The organism is Undibacterium sp. RuTC16W, from assembly GCF_049339445.1.
Classification (GTDB): Bacteria; Pseudomonadota; Gammaproteobacteria; order Burkholderiales; family Burkholderiaceae_D; genus Undibacterium.
Map to the genome: position 1 here is coordinate 756,237 of NZ_JBMPPE010000001.1, position 15,875 is coordinate 772,111.

At 51.7% G+C, this 15,875-nt stretch carries 14 protein-coding genes; 6 read left to right on the forward strand and 8 right to left on the reverse strand.

Annotation, left to right across the window (positions count from 1 at the left end):
- Nucleotides 1-10: 10 nt before the first annotated feature.
- The gene (locus ACO0K4_RS03300) at nucleotides 11-868 is read left to right on the forward strand and encodes an HDOD domain-containing protein (RefSeq protein WP_422955165.1); all 858 of its coding nucleotides are present in this window, start codon (nucleotides 11-13) and stop codon (nucleotides 866-868) included.
- Nucleotides 869-1,097: 229 nt separating this feature from the next.
- Nucleotides 1,098-1,973 carry an MBL fold metallo-hydrolase gene (locus tag ACO0K4_RS03305; protein WP_422955430.1) on the forward strand — a complete coding sequence of 292 codons (876 nt, stop codon included), beginning with the start codon at nucleotides 1,098-1,100 and terminating at the stop codon, nucleotides 1,971-1,973.
- A gap of 108 nt (nucleotides 1,974-2,081) precedes the next feature.
- Here ACO0K4_RS03305 and ACO0K4_RS03310 read toward each other — a convergent pair whose 3' ends face one another.
- Nucleotides 2,082-2,300 (reverse strand): SlyX family protein, encoded by a 219-nt coding sequence (locus ACO0K4_RS03310; RefSeq protein ID WP_422955166.1) that lies wholly within the window; start codon nucleotides 2,298-2,300, stop codon nucleotides 2,082-2,084.
- Between the two features lie 294 nt (nucleotides 2,301-2,594).
- Here ACO0K4_RS03310 and ACO0K4_RS03315 point away from each other — a divergent pair, with 294 nt between their 5' ends.
- Together ACO0K4_RS03315 and ACO0K4_RS03320 are read left to right on the forward strand one after the other, a co-directional pair.
- On the forward strand, nucleotides 2,595-3,971 hold the full coding sequence (locus tag ACO0K4_RS03315; protein ID WP_422955167.1) for a glycoside hydrolase family 18 protein: 1,377 nt from the start codon (nucleotides 2,595-2,597) through the stop codon (nucleotides 3,969-3,971).
- A 185-nt stretch (nucleotides 3,972-4,156) separates the two neighbouring features.
- Complete coding sequence (locus ACO0K4_RS03320; protein ID WP_422955168.1) at nucleotides 4,157-5,458, forward strand: GGDEF domain-containing protein; 1,302 nt, start codon at nucleotides 4,157-4,159, stop codon at nucleotides 5,456-5,458.
- A gap of 15 nt (nucleotides 5,459-5,473) precedes the next feature.
- Here the strand turns inward: ACO0K4_RS03320 and ACO0K4_RS03325 are convergent, their stop codons facing one another.
- Nucleotides 5,474-6,457, reverse strand: coding sequence for an alpha/beta hydrolase (locus tag ACO0K4_RS03325; RefSeq protein ID WP_422955169.1), 984 nt, complete (start codon nucleotides 6,455-6,457; stop codon nucleotides 5,474-5,476).
- Between the two features lie 148 nt (nucleotides 6,458-6,605).
- Between ACO0K4_RS03325 and ACO0K4_RS03330 the strand changes: the two genes are divergently transcribed.
- Entirely contained in the window at nucleotides 6,606-7,802 is a 1,197-nt protein-coding gene (locus ACO0K4_RS03330) for an HDOD domain-containing protein (protein ID WP_422955170.1), read from the forward strand.
- Between the two features lie 223 nt (nucleotides 7,803-8,025).
- Here the strand turns inward: ACO0K4_RS03330 and ACO0K4_RS03335 are convergent, their stop codons facing one another.
- Nucleotides 8,026-8,343, reverse strand: coding sequence for a hypothetical protein (locus ACO0K4_RS03335; protein ID WP_422955171.1), 318 nt, complete (start codon nucleotides 8,341-8,343; stop codon nucleotides 8,026-8,028).
- 260 nt (nucleotides 8,344-8,603) lie between these two features.
- Here ACO0K4_RS03335 and ACO0K4_RS03340 point away from each other — a divergent pair, with 260 nt between their 5' ends.
- A complete protein-coding gene (locus ACO0K4_RS03340; protein ID WP_422955172.1) occupies nucleotides 8,604-10,166 on the forward strand; it encodes a DUF4080 domain-containing protein in 1,563 nt (520 codons plus the stop codon).
- Nucleotides 10,167-10,202: 36 nt separating this feature from the next.
- Here the strand turns inward: ACO0K4_RS03340 and ACO0K4_RS03345 are convergent, their stop codons facing one another.
- From ACO0K4_RS03345 to ACO0K4_RS03365, 5 genes are all read right to left on the reverse strand, one after another.
- The gene (locus ACO0K4_RS03345) at nucleotides 10,203-11,846 is read right to left on the reverse strand and encodes a M28 family peptidase (protein ID WP_422955173.1); all 1,644 of its coding nucleotides are present in this window, start codon (nucleotides 11,844-11,846) and stop codon (nucleotides 10,203-10,205) included.
- Nucleotides 11,847-12,131: 285 nt separating this feature from the next.
- Nucleotides 12,132-12,446 (reverse strand): metal-sensitive transcriptional regulator, encoded by a 315-nt coding sequence (locus tag ACO0K4_RS03350; RefSeq protein WP_422955174.1) that lies wholly within the window; start codon nucleotides 12,444-12,446, stop codon nucleotides 12,132-12,134.
- A 102-nt stretch (nucleotides 12,447-12,548) separates the two neighbouring features.
- Nucleotides 12,549-13,994: a sensor histidine kinase gene (locus tag ACO0K4_RS03355; protein ID WP_422955175.1), complete on the reverse strand. Its 1,446-nt coding sequence runs from the start codon at nucleotides 13,992-13,994 to the stop codon at nucleotides 12,549-12,551.
- Between the two features lie 19 nt (nucleotides 13,995-14,013).
- A complete protein-coding gene (locus tag ACO0K4_RS03360) occupies nucleotides 14,014-15,090 on the reverse strand; it encodes a GNAT family N-acetyltransferase (protein WP_422955176.1) in 1,077 nt (358 codons plus the stop codon).
- A 33-nt stretch (nucleotides 15,091-15,123) separates the two neighbouring features.
- Nucleotides 15,124-15,798 (reverse strand): response regulator, encoded by a 675-nt coding sequence (locus ACO0K4_RS03365; RefSeq protein ID WP_422955177.1) that lies wholly within the window; start codon nucleotides 15,796-15,798, stop codon nucleotides 15,124-15,126.
- Nucleotides 15,799-15,875 lie beyond the last annotated feature (77 nt).

Genomic DNA, 15,875 nt, shown 5'->3' on the forward strand with positions numbered 1-15,875 from the left:
AATTTTACGCATGAAAAAGTCCGAAGCACTCAAAAGTATCGTAGTAGAAGCAAATCAAGGTGAGTTAGTTTTCCCCACCAATGTGAACGCATCTCTCAAAATCCAGCAATTGCTCGATGACCCGAATTGTAGTCTGGAGGCCGCTGCCAAACTCACCCTGACCGAACCCCTGCTGGCTTCACGCGTTGTCGCCATTGCGAACTCTGTTGCTTACTCGCGCTTCGGTGGCGGCGTGACGAATGTGAGAACTGCGGTCACGATACTCGGCTTCAGCACCCTGCGCTCTATCGTCGCCTCGGTCGTAGTCAAACAACTCAGTTGTGCTATCAACGACCCTGTTTTACGCCAAAAAGCGCATCAGTTGTGGGAGCATTCAGCGCACGTCGCAGCACTTTCACACATATTGGCGCGCAAGGTCAGTAACACCGATGCCGAGACTGCAATGTTCGCCGGTATCGTGCATGAAGTCAGCGGTTTTTATCTGCTGTCACGTGCCGATCAGCTGCCTGCATTGATGGAACCAGATAGTCAGGAAAATACAGACAGTAACGGCGAGCTCGCTGAGCCGGATGAAGTTGTGATCGGTCGTGCCGTATTAAAAAAACTGATGCTGCCAAAACGCATCATCACCGCCGTAGAAGCGCTATGGTCAGGCATCCGTGTCATGCCTCCGGAAAGTCTCGGCGATACACTGGTGCTAGCTAACGACCTGGCATCCGTCCCTTCGCCGCTGGACACCCGTTCAGAAGCAACTATCCGACAAGCTGCATCGGAAATAGATTTTCTGGTCGGCGACGGCACTATTCATCACATCCTTGAAGAGTCCGACAGAGAAGTCAAAGCACTGACCGTTTCGCTGATGACCTAGGAATCTACCCGCAGCTCAAAGAAACCGGTCGCGCAAAGCAGCAAATTCCGAAAGTCGGCATAATGGCGCCACGCTATTTTGCGCATATCGGAGATTTAACGTGACTACAGTTCACCTCACTAACCGTTTTTTGCGCGCCAGCAGTTTGGCGCTGATCACCGCTACGACCTCGTTCTCTCTCGCTGCATTTACTGCCGTCATCGCACCGGCAGCACACGCCGCCGCACCGATGGTCAAAACATCGGCGCCGGGCTACTACCGCGTCATGCTGGGCGATTTTGAAGTCACGGCCTTGTCTGATGGCACCGTGCAATTGCCGGTAGATAAACTGCTGACCAATTCTTCACCGGAAAAAATTGCCAAGGGTCTGAGTAAATTTCACCAGAAAAGTCCGCTAGATACCTCGGTCAACGGCTACCTGATTAATACCGGCACGAAGCTCGTATTGATCGATACCGGTGCCGCTGGTCTGTTCGGGCCAAGCTTAGGCAAGCTTGCCAGTAACTTGAAAGCTTCGGGATATCAGCCAGAACAAGTTGATGAAATCTATATCACTCACATGCACCCTGATCATGTGGGCGGTCTGGTCGATGGCGACAAACTGGTATTTCCGAATGCTGTCGTTCGCGCCGATAAGCATGATGCTGATTTTTGGCTGAGTCAGGCAAATCTGGATAAGGCTCCGGCAGAGTCCAAAGGCTTTTTCCAGGGAGCGATGGCGTCATTAAATCCCTACGTCAAGGCAGATAAGTTCAAGGCCTTTGAGGGCAACACCGACCTGGTACCGGGGATCAAAGCGATTGCCAGCCACGGTCATACAGCTGGTCACAGCATCTATCTGGTAGAGAGCAAGGGTCAAAAACTTATGCTCTGGGGCGATCTGATGCATGTGGCAGCGGTTCAGTTTGACCATCCTGAAGTCACTATCCAGTTTGACTCTGATAGCAAATCAGCCGCGGCAGAGCGTAAAAAAGCGTATGCCGATGCAGCAAAACAAGGCTATATGGTTGGCGCATCGCATTTGTCTTTTCCTGGCTTAGGCTATGTGCGTAATGAAGGCAAAGCGTATGCATGGACACCGCTGAATTACGCGCCTGCGCAGTAATCTGTTTTGATACCAAATAAAAAAGGAACCTTGATGGTTCCTTTTTTTACTAAATGAAATAGACAGATAGAGTCGTATTAGAGTCGCATTAAATTTCCTTCAGGTTTTTTAATAATGCGGCGGTCTTTCATCAATAATCCGCTGCTGGCTGGCATTGATCGCCATTTCTTTCATGCGCCCGACCAGCGCCGTACATAAGGCCTCCAGCTCAGCAATTTTTTTCTGTTGCTCATAAACGAGCTGATTTAAGGTATCTACGACATCTTCCTGGCGCGATATTTTGATTTCTAATTCTTCTAAACGATGATCGATTGCCTTGACGTCCATGATCTTACTTTCTGATGTAACAAACCACGAAGTATAAGGTAAATGCGATCCGTATCATGGATGCCATGGAACAAACGCATCCTGGCGGATAAGTGACATGCCAGATACCAGCCTTGGAGAGAAATCGTCTGGTATTACCCGAAACGACATCGCCAGCACGGAAAATTGGCACTGGTATGCAGCTCCCGAAAACAATCCAAAAATCTGTTGACCGGCCTCTGCGGACACCGCATTCTCACCATGTTAATGATGCGCTGTAACCCGATTGCAGCGCCAGTCAAGAGAATGAAACGTATGCGTCATCCATTTCTGCTTAATTTGTTATTACTCACAGCAACCCTGATGCCACTTACAGGCTTTGCTGACACTCACACTCGCCAGCATGTGGTGATCGGCTATTACCTGCTCGAAAAAGAGCAGATTAATCACTACCCAGAGGCTGCAGAATTTCCGGTGTCGTACATTACGCCGCGCAAAGCAGCGATGCTGACACACATCAATTTCTCCTTTATCAATATAAATGCCAACGGCGAATGCGATCTGCCCGAGGGAGTGGAGAAAGACAAAGCAGCAAAGGTATTCAGCGAACTAATGGCGTTAAAAAAGCATCATCCCAAGCTGCGTATTTTGTTCTCTCTGGGTGGCTGGACGTATAGCAATGACAGCAGTCCTACGGTAACGCGCTATCGCGATGCAGTCAGCACGCCAGAGCACCGGTTAAAGCTGGCGAACTCCTGTGTCGCATTCATGAAACATTACGACTTCGATGGAATCGATATCGACTGGGAATATCCACGCCCGCAAGACGCCGATCAGTTCGTCGCCCTGCTCACAGAAATCCGTCGCCAGCTGACGCAAGAGAATCTGCAAAGACAGAAGAAACCTTATCAGCTCACCATTGCCGGACCAGGCGATGTAGCAAATATGACGCGGTATTATCCGCAACTACCCGCAATCGTAGCGCAACTCGATTACATCAATTTGATGAGCTACGACCTGAACGGTGTCTGGCAAGCACGCAGTAATCACAATGCGCCCCTGTTTGGCCACCCCGATGAGCCGCTGATCACCAATCCCTTACGCAGCTTGTCTTCTGTGGCAGGAATCAGTCAGGCTAGTCTGGACAAACTATTTCCATCTCCTGTTGCCAGCACGATCGATACGGCCGTGACGCATTATTTACGTGCCGGTATTCCGGCGAAAAAGATGGTATTGGGCGTACCATTTTATGGCAGGGCATTTTTTCAGGTGACGCCGGCGAACCATGGTCTGTATCAGACATTTGTCACTGAATCCGCAGAAAATTATCAGGGTGATCCGGCTCTGCTGATCGGTTGCGATAGTTGTACCCGGCGCAAAGAACCTCGCATGGCAAGCTATGCCGAAATCCAGACCATGCTCAAAGCATCACTGGGCTACGTACGTTATTTCAGTCATGAGACGAAAGTTCCCTGGCTCTGGCATCCGGAAAAACATATTTTTGTCAGTTATGACGATACGGTGTCTCTGGAATACAAAATTGCCTACCTGAAACAACAAGGAATGGCGGGTGTCATGTTCTGGCATCTAGGTCAGGATGACCGGCAAAGCAGCCTGCTAGGCGTATTGCATCGAGGTTTGACGCAGAACGAAGCTCGCCCCGTCACGCGATCTGGCGGATTAATTCATTAATAATTTCCACGCAGCAATTTATGAGGTGTTTAAATACGTGACCTCGTGATCCGCAAGCTGAGATCGGCTCACAGTTCTCGCCAAACTTGTTAAATCACGAAAAATGAGGCTTGTGATAAAAGCGACATTGAGGAATACTTTGCTTTCTGCAATGAGATTTCTTTTGCAATACATCTGGCGCCACTATGACCTCATCTCTACCTGTTAGCTTCTACAAGAATAACGTCTTCATGCTCGCAGAACGGTTTTTCGTCCAGGATGAAAGTACCACCTTAAAACTGCATGCACACAAATATAATTTTGACATTATTTTTTTCAGTCAGATAGATCCCTTTGTTAAGGCAATCGCAACCGCAAATGATGACGATTTATTCGTTGTTGATTTAGACGTGCTACATGATTTGCATGCGGTAAAAGACAAACGCAATATGTTCCTGCAAGATCTGTTAAAGCCTTTACCGGATAACCGTCAATACGTTTATCTGGAGACCGCGAAGCAGGGCAGCCGGTATCTGTTGCAAAAAATGTTGCTCGATACGAATTGCATGGCATATGCAGAAAAACCGTTCAGCAGCGAGGATCTGGTCGACAACCTGTTTAATCTTTTTGCCCAGCGCAAACGCGACGATCAGGGCAAGATTCTGTTCCACGGCACCTCTATATGGCTGGATGAGTCGATGCTGGCAGAACACAATATCAGCCTGATCCGGCACGATGATTATCAGACCTTGCATACGCAGGTAAAATTTTCACTGCCGGATGTGGTGGTCATCGACAGTGAGAGTTATAAAAATGCTGAATCGATTGCCGAAATTATTCAAAAAAATATTGCCGCAGATCCGAGTTTAGAAATTGTCATGCTGCAGACAAGCAACGATAACGCGCTGTCTGAACGCGGTGTCAAAGCAGGATTTGATGTCGTGATGATGCATCAGACGAATCAGATTACGACTGCGCAACTGATCAACCGTATCAACAAAATCCGCACCAATAAAAACCTGATTTCGAGAGACCGGGCAACTGGTTTGCTGAATAAAGTCGGCTACAAAAAACGCGCGCAAGAAAGAATCTACGAAGCAGGCCAGGCAAAGGTTTCGCTTGCTGTTGTCATCTTCGATATCGATAAATTTAAAACGATTAACGACACCTGGGGACATCATTTTGGTGACGTCGTCATCAAGCGTCTGTCTATGTATTTAGGGCAGTTTTTAGAAGACAAATACTTGCTAAGCCGTTTTGGTGGCGAGGAGTTCGTAATGTTGTTCTGGAATGCCGATCATGACGCGGTGATGCGCAGCTTGGACGATATCCGCGAAGGCTTTAATCAGATCGAATTTGAAATCGCACCCGGCGAGATCAAACGCTTTTCGATTAGCGGCGGGGTAGCGTTTTATCCTAAACACAAAACTGAAAATGCCTTGTTTTTGCAGGCCGACGAAGCACTCTACCGGGCAAAAACAGGCGGCCGCAATCAGATTTGTGAATAGGCAGGAACCGGCATTTTATTCAAGATGCCGCCTGATTGCCGGTGACAATGAGGCCATGAAATCTTCAACGGCCTGCGTGTAAGAATTCTCCAGACCAAGCTGCTGATTAATATCTCCGTGACTGCGAGCCTGCGGCAATACACTGGCCCGCATGCCGATGGCGTTGGCACGCTTCACAAAATAGTCGGCCTGATCGCAAGGATGATCCGGACGTTTGCTGGAGCAGACTGCCAGAAAAGGCGCACCGGCAGTACTGAGCGCATGCAGAGGAGAGCTACGTCGCCAATAGACCGGATCGGTACCAAAGGCTTTGTCGTAGAAGCTGTAATGTTTGGTCGCCATGATCGCCGGAATATCATACGCGGCGCTGTCCAGCGATACACTACCCAACCAGGGGTGTACGCCGAACTGCGCGACCATATCCGGTGACGTGCTCAGCAAAGAAATCAGATGCGCTCCCGCAGAATGCCCCATGATAATAAACTGATCTGGATCGCCGCCCCATTCGGCTGCCTTGGATTGCGCCATTGCCAGAGCCCGTGCAACGTCCTCGGCCTGTTCTCTGGCCAATAACTGCGGCAACATCCGGTAATTAATCGAGATGAAAATGAAGCCTTTCGGAAGCCAGCGGGCGACTTTGTTTTCGACGACTTTATTATGGGTTTTACTACCGATGGCCCAGGCACCTCCATGAACCATAAAAATCACCGGCAACCTGACAGCGCTGTGATCACCTGCACTGGCCGGGAGATAGATATCCATTTTTTGTTTGGGATCGCTGCCATACGCGACATCGTCGAGCACTCGCGTTCCCGGTGGCAACTTAAAGCGGGGGCCGTTGGCAGCCGCCTGTTCTTCTTCCATCTCCGACTGCTGAGCGCGGCGCTCCATGAGTTTGTCGCTAATCACGCCAGCCTGGCTTAACTGACCGACGAACTGACCTACGATTAATGCTGCACAGCACATCAGCAATCTGCTGCTTTGACCTGGTCTGGACATGGTATCCCCTTTCAGATTGGTAATGAAACGACACATTAGCCTGACGATAGCAACAGGCTAACGCGGGTGAGGAAATTAAAGTTACACTGCACAAGACATCTCAGCAGCACCTGGCAAGCCTGTCTCATGACGAACTGAAAGGGATATTGTGCAGAATTTCCTGTCCAAGTTGTTCAATCAAGTGTTCAGCAAAACACCGCCGGCCGAAACCGCTCCCAGTGCAACTACGCCAGCGGAGGCTGCAGAGACACTGGCAACACCAGCCGCGGTATCCACGCCATCACAAGCCCTTATCGTAGCGCAAAGCGCGCCAGAGGCAAGTCATTCTGTAACAGCCATTACACCTGTTACAACTGCGGCAGCAGAAACTAAACCCGCCGTAACAGAAATCGCCCCTCCCGTATTGCAGGCATGGCGTCCGCAGATTGCAGTTGATCCTCTGTTTTTTTCCTGGCTCATGGGCAATCCCGGCGAAGGCAGCAATATGGACATCGAGCAAAAAGTGCTGCAAGCCTTATACGCTTTACTGGCATCCGATCTGAACGATGCGGTGGTCGTTCCCCGTGTGCCCACCGTGATCCCGCAATTACTAGGCAGCCTGCGCAATAAAACCGTGTCGGCAGGCGAATTGTCTTCGCATATTGTCAAAGACGTGGTGCTGGTAGGTGAGGTCATCAATGCCGTGAACAGCGCGCTCTATAACCCGGCAGACCGTATTAATAGCCTGGAGAAAGCCGTAATGGTGCTGGGAGAGGATGGCTTGCGCCTGTTGATCGCAAAAGTCGCTTTCCGTCCCATCATTAATCTGAACGCCGGCAACTTCACCCGCAGAGCCGCACCACATCTCTGGAACCAGTCTGAAAAATGTGCTCTGGCTTGCTATCAGCTCGCGACCGGACTCGATCCTTTTCAGGCGTTTCTGACTGGCTTGATGAAAAACGTGGGATTGATCATTGCGTTCCGCTTACTCGATCAGCAATGTGATAAGCCGAAATTCAACTACTCCGGCAGTTTTTACCATGCATTCACATCCGTCGCCGCAACCCTGTCATACCGGATAGCGCAGCGCTGGGAATTTCCTGCGACGGTAATACAAGCCTTGCAACAACAGGCGGGCGGCAGCAAAGCGCCTGTCTGGACGCCGTTAGGGCATCTGCTGCACAGCGCCGACCTGCTGGCAAAAATGCGTGTGATGGTCAATCACGGTCAATTGAAGTCAAGCGATGAGCGGCTCCTCGCCGGACTTCCGGCTGATGCCGTCGACTGTTTCGCTATGTTGAACCATGTTCAGTTATACGATACTGCGTCGGCACTACAAAAAAACCATGCCACCTCAGGCGCATGAGCGACCCGGGCGGCATCGTTTGTCTCGTGAAAGAAGTAATCAGGACGGTCTTGGTTCATGTCCAAATCAAAATCATCTGAATAAAAATGGCTTTGACTTGGATACGAACTCGTCTTACTGTGCCGTCCCGCCAGTGGCGATTATTTCTATATTCTTCACCGCGATGGTGCTGACGCTTTCGTTCACATTTTTTTGCATCTGATGGCTCTTGTACGCGCGGTGTTTAACCATTGTTTTGGGAAGTACGGATCGCTTTAGCGGCAATACCGTGCAATACCTGGTCTTCTTGAGCCATCGCCATTTTTTGTTCCTCAGTCAAACGTTTTGCGCTGATCACGACTGTTTGTACTCCGGCGGCTTCTGTATCGAAAGCCAGTTTTTGATCAGCACTCATGCGTTGAGCAACGATAGTGACGGTCTGTATCTGTGCTACTGGAGCAGGGGCGCTGACGGCAACCGGCTGGAAAGCTGCACCGACAGCGAAGATACCGGCAACTAAAGCTGTGCTCAATATCGCGGATGTTTTAAAAGTTGTTTTCATTTGATTTACCTCTGTCATTTACGGTTAATGTGGATCGATAGCGCCTGGTCTGAATCTGTATTTGCTCTATCGATGTATGTACTGTAGACAATGTGTTTGTCACTTGCGATGGCAATGCGACGAAATGCAAAAAGTGGAGGATGAAAGTCGCGAATCTGCGGCCGAGCCGTTTTGACAACAATGGGATGTCGCCCGGATTTCGCGATAGAGCAGCGTACAATACGGGCTTCCCCCTTATTGATCGCTGTACGCCCTGCCTCATGACCATATTGCTTTCCACTCTCAACGCCCGCTACGCCCACGCCTCACTGGGTCTGCGTTATCTGCTCGCGAACATGGGTGCCTTGCAAGAGCAGACCCGGTTGCAGGAATTTGTGACCGGCGCGAAAACCACCGAAATCGTGGAAAAACTCTTGTCTCATCGCCAGGCCGGAGAAAAACTCATCATCGGCTTCGGCGTATATATCTGGAATATCGAAGAAATCACCAAGGTCGTTGCCTTGCTGAAACGCGTGGCACCCGAGGTCGTCGTCATCCTCGGCGGACCAGAAGTCTCTTACGAAACCGCCGAACAAGACATCGTCAAATTAGCGGATTACGTGATCACAGGCTGGGGCGATGTAACGTTCCCGGAGATTTGTCGTCAGGTGTTACATGGTCCGCAACCCTTGATGAAAATCCACGCCGGTGTACAGCCGCCCATGGCCGACATCAACTTGCCCTACGATCTTTACAGCGATGAGGACATCAAGCACCGCACCTTGTATGTCGAAGCCTCACGCGGCTGTCCGTTTAAATGCGAGTTCTGTTTATCAGCGCTGGATAAAACTGCCTGGCCGTTTGACATTGACCGGTTCCTGGCCGAGATGGAACATCTGCATGCCCGCGGAGCACGGCTGTTTAAGTTTGTTGACCGCACCTTCAATCTGAACATCAAAACCAGCCTGAAGATCATGCAATTCTTCCTCGATAAACTGGAAGCACATCCAGAGGATCCGGTATTCGCGCATTTTGAAGTCGTGCCGGATCATCTGCCCGATGCCTTGAAAGAGGGCATTAAAAAATTTCCGCCGGGGACACTGCAATTTGAACTTGGCATCCAGAGCTTCAACCCGGAAGTGCAGGCACGCATCAGCCGCAAACAGGATAATCAAAAAGCCGCCGATAACATCCGCTGGCTATGCGACAACTCAGAAGCCCACTTACATGTCGACCTGATCGCCGGATTGCCCGGAGAAACCGTAGAAAGCTTCGCCGCAGGCTTTAACAAGCTGTACGCGCTTAAACCGCATGAGATCCAGTTCGGCATCCTGAAACGCCTGCGTGGTACACCGATCATCCGTCATACCGAAGAGTGGGGTATGGTCTTCGATCCTTATCCGCCTTACACCATTCTGGCGAACAGCACGATTGATTTCAGCACGATGCAACGCCTGGTACGCTTCGCCCGCTACTGGGATCTGGTGGCGAACTCCGGCCGTTTCGGTCATACCTTGCCGCATGTGCTGGGCGAAACGCCGTTTGAACACTTTATGGATTTGTCCGACTGGCTGTATCAGCGCACCGATGCTACTCACCGGATCGCGCTGGAACGTCTGGCGGCGCTGGTAGGAGAATGGTTACGCAGCGAACGCCATATGGAGGATGCCTTGGTTGAACAGATCCTGGGCAGCGATTACGCGGGTCAGGCGAATCGTAAAAATGTCAGCGATAAGTCTGCCGCCAAATTGGACAAGGTAGATAAAGGCACGCAAAAAAGCGCAGAGAAAAAATCCGATACCAAATCCCTGCCACAACGACAGGCAAGACATCTGGCGGCCTGATCACCTGTTAGCGTGATAGCTTGACCGTAAGGCGAATCAACGCCGGATCTTGCCAAACGCGTCGCCGGTCTTCCAGGTTGCCATGCGCGGCGCGTTAGCGACGGCATAGCCCAGATTCAGGGTAAATTGCGCCTGCTGCACCATGCCGGATAAATCCCATTTAGGATCGTAACGGTCCGTTTCCTGGTGATAATGCCTGGTGAAACCGTGCATGATCGCATTCGAGGCTGCATCGTTTTGTTCAAATTCAAAATGACCGTCGCCTGAAAATACGGCGGAACCCACATTGAATGCCGGAATCCCGGCACGCGCAAAGTTAAAATGATCGGCACGGAAATAACTGCCGGACAAGTCAGGCACTTGCGGTGCCAGATGCATGCCCATCTGCTTCGCTACGATCGCGGCGGTGGCATTGAGGCTGCTGCGCTCACTGCCTGCCACGCCGATATCGCGGGTCTTACCAACGAAATTCATACTGTCGAGGTTGAGATCGGCACTGGTTTTTGCCAGCGGCCAGAGCGGATTTTTCACGTAGGCGGCGCTGCCGAGGAGATATTGCTCCTCCGCGCAAGGCCATAAAAATATCAGGCTGCGGCGGGCCGGATGCGCCACTGCAGCCTGCGCCATCGCCATGAGAGAAGCCGCACCTGAGGCGTTGTCGATCGCGCCGTTCCAGATGTGATCCGCCTTTTCACCGACAGCAGCAGACACTTTGCCCAGATGATCCCAGTGGGCGGAATAAATCACGGCCTCTTCTTTCAGCTTGGGATCGGTTCCCGGCACAATTCCTACCACGTTGAATTGCTCAACCGTGCGCACTGCGACTTTCAACTCTGCCTGTACCGTAGCATTCAGCAAAACCGGCTGAAAGTCGCGGCTCTCCGCCTTCGCACGTAACACATCCAGATCCTGTCCGGCCGCGCTGAACAAGGCTTTGGCGGTATTTTCATGCAGCCAGCCTTCCAGCGCATTGCCCACACCATCAAGATGGAAGCGCTCATGGCTGAAACTATTTACCGGCACGCTCCAGCCATACGATGCTGACGCGTTGGTGTGGATCAGCAGCACACCTGCCGCCCCCTCGCGCAACGCCTGTTCGTATTTGTAGGTCCAGCGTCCGTAATAAGTCAGTGCCTTACCGCCAAAACGCTCCGGCTCAGCCAGCGTCGGTTGCGGATCGTTGACCATCATGATCAGCAGCTTGCCTTTGACATCGGCATTTTTATAATCATTCCAGCGCTCGTCATCAGCACGGATGCCGTAGCCGACAAACATGACCGGGGCATTGACACTGACCTCAGCCTGATTCCCGCCTGTACCGTACACCGCCTGCGTACCAAATTCCGTATTAATGCGCGTGCCGCCGCTCTCGCCAACATCAAAGCGCAGACTGCTAGCAGGTAAGGTTTGTACGCCCGTCAGCACTACCGACTGACGATAAGTATGCCCTGTCAGCGGCTGCAATCCTATCGCTGCTGCCTGCGTCTCCAGATAACGTACTGCCAGGTCACCGCCACGCTGACCCGTGCCACGACCTTCCAGCAAATCATCGGCGAGAAACGCCAGATGAGCGCGTAAAGGCGCTTCCTTCACGGTTTGTGCATGCACGGCACATGCGGTCAGGCAAAGCCCAGCAATCGCCGTGCGCAAGACTGCCACAGGAATTTTAAAATCGTTCATAAAAACCTCGTGAGATCGTGAGAATGAGTCTTGAAAGTGAGTCGTGAGAGCGAAACTAGCGGATGTGTTGATGAGTGATGTTGGGATATCACGCTGTTGCAGACAAAAGACCAGCAGCACTCCTGAGAAAGAACCGGTCTGGCAATATCCAGACACTCGCAGGACGGGATAAACGGACTAGCCTACACATCTGACGTCGCACAGCGTAAGGGCAATCAGACCGGCTTGTTCTGTCTCAGGCCTGGCGATCACGCCTGCAAGCCTGAGCAGACTACAAAGAATACATCAGGCAAATTTATCCAAAAAGGCAGATAAATGTTTCGCGCGTTCAACCGCGTCCTCAACGTTGGCAGATTTTTCCGCATGCGTGACCATGGAACTGGTCAGCAAAGTGACGAAAGAGCGATCCAGCGCCTTGCGCGCCGCCGACATTTGCTGAGCAATACCATCGCAGTCAGCCGGTTCCGCGGCCTTGGCAATCAGTTTCTGAATGCCACGTAACTGGCCCTCTACCCGCGCCAGCCGGTGCAGCAAATCTTTCTTCTGTTGCTCGGTTAATGCGGTGCCCTGAACGATCTTAAGTGGGGGAGTATCTGCCATAGTAGTGCTCCTGCGATTAGTTGATGTGCGGAAATAAGGTAATACAAGTCATACTCTACTGAGTATCGTACCGCATTTAAAAGCAGAACAGCAAACTAAGATTTAGCTGGCGATGTACAAAGGCATCAACACAGTCAGCCGTAAACCCGCTCCCTGCGCAACATCGTCCAGATGCAATTGCCCCTGATGAAGCGCCACAATATCCCGCACGATACTCAGCCCCAATCCCGCACCACCCGGGTTCATCTGACTTGAGGAAGCCGCGCGGTAAAACGGTTCAAACACCTTGTCGCGCTCGCTCATCGCGATACCCGGCCCGCTATCTTCGATCTCCAGCACGGCATAGTGCGAGCGGGACTTCACTTCGGTTCTTACCTGTATCGCAATCCTTCCATGTTCCGGTGTATAACGGATAGCGTTATCGAGCAGGTTTGTCACCATTTCATGCAACAATAATTCCTGTCCAGGCAGGACAATATCCTGATCGGCATCAAGCGATAAATCGATATGTTTTTTTACGGCGGGCAGGGCAAGCTCTACACAAACCTGCCGCACCACCTGATTCAGAGCGACCGGACTCATCGCCGCTTCTGCCGCGCCATGACCGGTACGGGCCAGACTCAGCAAGCGGTTTGCCAAGTGCACGGTTGCATCGGTGGTGTTGGCAATACTTTGTACGATGTGGCGCATGGCGACCACGTCATTTTCACGTAATGCCAGCTCTGCCTGTGTTTTTAACACGGTCAGCGGCGTACGCAGCTGATGGGAGGCATCGGCAATAAAGCGTTTTTGTCCGCTGATCAGGGCTTGCAGACGTGCCATATAACCGTTCATGGCATTAATCAGCGGCCGTATTTCCTTGTGCACCAGACTTGCATCAAAATCGGATAAGTCCGTAGGCTCACGGGTTTCCACCTCTTCTTTCAACTGCATCAGAGGATGCAGAACAAAGCGCACTGCAACCCAGACCATCAGTGCAACCGCCAGCACCAGCGCTGCCTGTCTCAACAAGGTATCAATCAAAATAGTCCGGGACAAACCGCGTCGTGCATCCAGAGTTTCGCCAACCTCGATCAAGGCAATGCCGCGCATCTGATCGTCATACACAGGCTGCAACAACGCTGCAATACGGATAGGCTGGCCTTGATAATCGGCATGAAAAAAATGGACTAGCGCCGGATAAATATCTGAGCGAGGTACATTCTTTGGCAAGGTCGGCAAATCTTCGTAACCTGAGACGAATTCTCCATTGACGCCGGTGACTTTGTAGTAAAGCCGTCCTAATGTGTCGGTTTCAAAACTATCCAGAGCCACATAAGGCACATTGGCCACGACTTTGCCATCCACAATAGCAACCCGCTCAGCCAGCGCCCGTGCGGACGAGAGCAGAGAACGGTCATAGGCAAGATCGGCGGCATCCAGTGCATTGCGATAGACAGAAAAGGCATTCAGCGCGACCAGAACAACCAGAGGTATGAGCAACCAGCGCAGAAACTGGCCACGCAAACTGCCTACGGTATCGGTCTTTCCCGGGAAGAGCCAGCGCATGAAAATGGATACTCCCGGTTCAGGATTTATTATGGTGGGAATTATTTTTATAAGACTTGATCTTCTGCCCCAGGCTCGAATCACGCAGTGCCCAGCGCGCGCGCAGATAGGCGTGTTTCGCCTGCCGGAGCAGGTCGGGATTACTGATCGCCCCTTCGCACAAAGCGACGGTACTAGTCGCAAAGCGCGTCTTATATGGCTGCTCGCCGCGACCAAGATCAATCACGCTCAACCCAGTTTCCTGCGCATGACTTGCGCACTCTTTCAGCAAGATCAGACCCGCTGAATACACCGCATAATCAAGCCGGTACCAGGGAAACCAAAAATGCAGCACCTTCCCCGCACGCATGCCAAAATGCGCAGCGATTAATTCGTCGCCGACATGCAACGTCGATAGCATGCCGCCGAAATCTGCCGTAGTGCGGGCACGAATCTGATCCAGCATTTGCCTGACCCAGGGAATCGCAAAAGTATCCCGCCCCTCACCGAGGGTGCGGATATATTGCGCCGACTTACCTTGCAAAAGCTGCTCATAATCCTGATCGCTGAAACTTTGCATCGTAAAGCGTAATTCGCCACGCTCGCGCAAAAGCTTTCTCTCCATCTGCCTGATGGTTTTCAAGACACCGGCCTGCTTCACGTTTTGCAAGCTTGCGAGTCGTTCGGCATATGCATCAAAACCGCCGTCGAGATCCAGCACTTGCGAGCGGCTGTGCTGCCACGCATACGCGCTAAAGTCCTGACGCGTTTGCGGCATATGATCAAAGCCCATATAACGCACATCCATCGCCCGCAATAGGGGCCCGGCTGGCAGCCGCACACCGGACGCCGTAACAGGTCCCTGATAATCGGCCAGGAATAAACCCAGCGGGCGGGCGTGCAGGGCGTCTAAGTGATGAAACGGCAAAAATCCCACTACTTGTCCGCCATCTTCACAGACCACAAGCCGCGTATCGTCCCGGACGTCCGCAGCAATTTGGGTAAAAGCAGGATGATAGTAAGGACTCTGATATTGCTCAGACGCCGTCCGCAGCACATGCCAGCGAGCGATCAGCGTTGCATCAAGTTCTTTACCGTGGATCAGGCTATATTTCATTTCAATATTAATCAGGTGACAGGGAGCAGATAATCAACGCACTTCAAGTAAATACCCTATCCCGCGTAAAGTCGTGATTGCCACGCTACCGGCACTAACTGCTTCTAGTTTTTTTCGCAGGCGATGGATATAGATTTCTATCGCATCCAGGTTTGCCTCATCGTCTAAAGCAAATACTTCATCAAATAATTTTTCCTTGGAGACGGCTTGTCCGCGACGTGTGATCAGCGCCTCTAGCACCGCATGTTCTCTTGGTGTCAGGGACAACGAGGCTGCATCATACGAGAATAAACGGGTGACGGTATCAAAACTCAGTGCACCGCAGGTCAGGGTCACGGCTTCGTTTCCCTGAGAACGGCGTAGCAAAGCCTTGACGCGGGCTTCGAGTTCTTCAAGTTCAAACGGCTTCGCCATGTAATCGTCGGCCCCCAGATTCAGTCCCTGCACACGATCATGCAAACCGCCGCGGGCGGTGAGTATCAGCACCGGCGTTTTGCTGCCCCGCGCGCGCATACGCTTGAGGACGTCGAGTCCATCCATTTTGGGTAGGGTCAGATCAAGTATCACCAGGGCATATTCCTGCGTATGCAATAAGGCATCCGCATCTGCGCCATTCATCGCGCATTCGACGGTCAGATGCGCGTCACGCAGCGCTTTGGCAAGCCAGCGGGACAGTTCTACATGGTCTTCGACGAGCAGGATGCGCATGTTGAATACTAAAAAACGGGTGTAAGAGAATCATTTCTGTTCTACATTATGCAATGACCGGGCGACGAAGCGCGGGT

Coding starts and splice junctions, on each gene's coding strand:
- ACO0K4_RS03300 (WP_422955165.1), top strand. CDS start 11: ATGAAAAAGTCCGAAGCACTCAAAAGTATCGTAGTAGAAGCAAATCAA.
- ACO0K4_RS03305 (WP_422955430.1), top strand. CDS start 1,098: ATGGTCAAAACATCGGCGCCGGGCTACTACCGCGTCATGCTGGGCGAT.
- ACO0K4_RS03310 (WP_422955166.1), bottom strand. CDS start 2,300: ATGGACGTCAAGGCAATCGATCATCGTTTAGAAGAATTAGAAATCAAA.
- ACO0K4_RS03315 (WP_422955167.1), top strand. CDS start 2,595: ATGCGTCATCCATTTCTGCTTAATTTGTTATTACTCACAGCAACCCTG.
- ACO0K4_RS03320 (WP_422955168.1), top strand. CDS start 4,157: ATGACCTCATCTCTACCTGTTAGCTTCTACAAGAATAACGTCTTCATG.
- ACO0K4_RS03325 (WP_422955169.1), bottom strand. CDS start 6,457: ATGTCCAGACCAGGTCAAAGCAGCAGATTGCTGATGTGCTGTGCAGCA.
- ACO0K4_RS03335 (WP_422955171.1), bottom strand. CDS start 8,343: ATGAAAACAACTTTTAAAACATCCGCGATATTGAGCACAGCTTTAGTT.
- ACO0K4_RS03340 (WP_422955172.1), top strand. CDS start 8,604: ATGACCATATTGCTTTCCACTCTCAACGCCCGCTACGCCCACGCCTCA.
- ACO0K4_RS03345 (WP_422955173.1), bottom strand. CDS start 11,846: ATGAACGATTTTAAAATTCCTGTGGCAGTCTTGCGCACGGCGATTGCT.
- ACO0K4_RS03350 (WP_422955174.1), bottom strand. CDS start 12,446: ATGGCAGATACTCCCCCACTTAAGATCGTTCAGGGCACCGCATTAACC.
- ACO0K4_RS03355 (WP_422955175.1), bottom strand. CDS start 13,994: ATGCGCTGGCTCTTCCCGGGAAAGACCGATACCGTAGGCAGTTTGCGT.
- ACO0K4_RS03360 (WP_422955176.1), bottom strand. CDS start 15,090: ATGAAATATAGCCTGATCCACGGTAAAGAACTTGATGCAACGCTGATC.
- ACO0K4_RS03365 (WP_422955177.1), bottom strand. CDS start 15,798: ATGCGCATCCTGCTCGTCGAAGACCATGTAGAACTGTCCCGCTGGCTT.